2 protein-coding genes are annotated in these 2,087 nt (G+C 66.7%); both read left to right on the forward strand.

Going from position 1 to position 2,087, the window contains the following annotated elements:
- On the forward strand, positions 1–1,234 hold a 1,234-nt coding region (gene istA, locus V5F66_RS22180), incomplete at its 5' end, for an IS21 family transposase (protein WP_394094735.1).
- Positions 1,234–1,962, forward strand: coding sequence for an IS21-like element helper ATPase IstB (istB, locus tag V5F66_RS22185; RefSeq protein ID WP_238123146.1), 729 nt, complete (start codon positions 1,234–1,236; stop codon positions 1,960–1,962). The genes istA and istB, both read left to right, overlap by 1 nt.
- The last annotated feature ends 125 nt before the right edge of the window (positions 1,963–2,087 follow it).

Below are 2,087 nucleotides of genomic sequence, written 5' to 3' on the forward strand. Positions count from 1 at the left end.
GCTGCGCGGCCGGGGGTATGAGGGCAGCTACGATGCGCTACGCCGCTATGCCAAGGGCTGGCGGCGGGCGCAGGCGACGATGACGGCTGCGGCCTACGTGCCCCTGAGCTTCGCGCCCGGCGAGGCTTACCAGTTCGACTGGAGCCACGAGATCGTCCTGATCAACGGCACCACGGTGTCGGTGCGCGTCGCCCATGTGCGGCTGTGCCATTCGCGGATGCTGTTCGTGCGGGCCTATCCGCGCGAGACGCAGGAGATGGTGTTCGACGCCCACGATCGGGCCTTCGCCTTCTTCAAGGGCTGCTGCACGCGCGGCATCTACGACAACATGAAGACCGCGGTCGATGCGATCTTCGTCGGCAAGGAGCGGGCTTATAATCGCCGCTTCCTGCAGATGTGCAGCCACTACCTGGTCGATCCCGTTGCCTGCACCCCGGCCTCCGGCTGGGAGAAGGGTCAGGTGGAGAACCAGGTCGGGCTGGTGCGGGAACGCTTCTTCACCCCCCGGCTCCGGGTGAAGAGCTACGACGAGCTGAACGTCTGGCTGCTGGACCAGTGCATCGCCTACGCCAAGGGCCATCCGCACCCCGAGCGGCGGGAGGAGACCATCTGGCAGGCGTTCGAGGCCGAGCGCCCGGCCCTGGTGCCCTATGCCGGGCGGTTCGACGGCTTCCACGCCGTCCCGGCCTCCGTATCGAAGACCTGCCTGGTCCGCTTCGATAACAACCGCTACTCGGTCTGCGCCAGCACCGTGGGCCGCCCGGTCGAGGTCCGGGCCTATGCGGAGCGGATCGAGCTGCGCCAGGACGGCCGGCCGGTCGGCTCCCACCCGCGCTGCTTCGGCCGGGACCAGACCATCTTCGATCCCTGGCACTATGTGCCGGTCCTGGCACGCAAGCCCGGCGCCCTCAGGAACGGCGCTCCGTTCAAGGACTGGGTTCTGCCCACGAGCCTCGATCGCGTCCGGCGCAAGCTCGCCGGTGCCACCGACGGCGACCGGCAGATGGTGGACATCCTCACCAGCGTGCTGAGCGACGGGTTGCCCGCGGTCGATGCAGCGTGCGCCGAAGCTCTGCACCAGGGCGTCCACTCGGCCGACGTGATCCTCAACATCCTCGCCCGGCGCCGTGAGCCTGCAGCCCCCGTCACCATCATCACGCCCGACGCCTTGCGCCTCCGCCACGCCCCGAGCGCCGACTGCTCACGATACGACCTGCTGAGGAGATCCCCATGATGGAGCGTTCCCAGATCCTCGAGGCCATGGGCGAGCTCAAGCTCTATGGCATGAAGGCCGCCTACGACGAGATCATCGCCACCGCCGTCAAACGCCAGCATGAGCCGCAGCGCATCGTCGGCGACCTTTTGTCGGCGGAGATATCCGAGAAGCAGGCCCGCTCGATCAAGTACCAGATCACCATCGCCAAGCTGCCCCTGGCCAAGGACATCGACGACTTCGTGTTCGACGACACCCCTATCAACGAGACCCTGGTGCGCGACCTCGCCGGCGGCAACTTCCTCGCCCACCAGCGCAACGTGGTGCTGATCGGGGGCACCGGAACCGGCAAGACCCACCTGGCCATCGCCATCGCGCGTGCCGCCATCCGAGGCGGCGCAAGAGGGCGTTTCTTCAACGTGGTCGACCTCGTCAACAAGCTGGAGGCCGAGGCCCGATCCGGCCGCCAGGGCCGCATGGCCGACTATCTCTCCCGTAAGGACTTCATCGTCCTCGACGAGCTCGGCTACCTGCCCTTCGCCCAGTCCGGCGGCCAGCTCCTGTTCCACCTCGTCAGCCGGCTCTACGAGCAGACTTCGGTCATCGTTACCACCAACCTCGCCTTCGGCGAATGGCCCTCAGTCTTCAACGACCCCAAGATGACCACGGCGCTCCTCGATCGCCTCACCCACCACTGCGACATCGTCGAGACCGGAAACGAGAGCTGGCGCTTCAAGAACCGCGCCTGACCTCCGCCACCATTGACCCTACTGCCGCTGCGCCACACCAACGCTCCGCGGCAGTAGGGTCAATGCTCCAGACCGGGGTCAATATTCGGCGCCGATAAGGGGTCAGCTTTCCATGCCGATTGACA

Source organism: Xanthobacter versatilis, assembly GCF_043193975.1.
In the GTDB taxonomy this organism is placed as follows: domain Bacteria; phylum Pseudomonadota; class Alphaproteobacteria; order Rhizobiales; family Xanthobacteraceae; genus Xanthobacter; species Xanthobacter autotrophicus_E.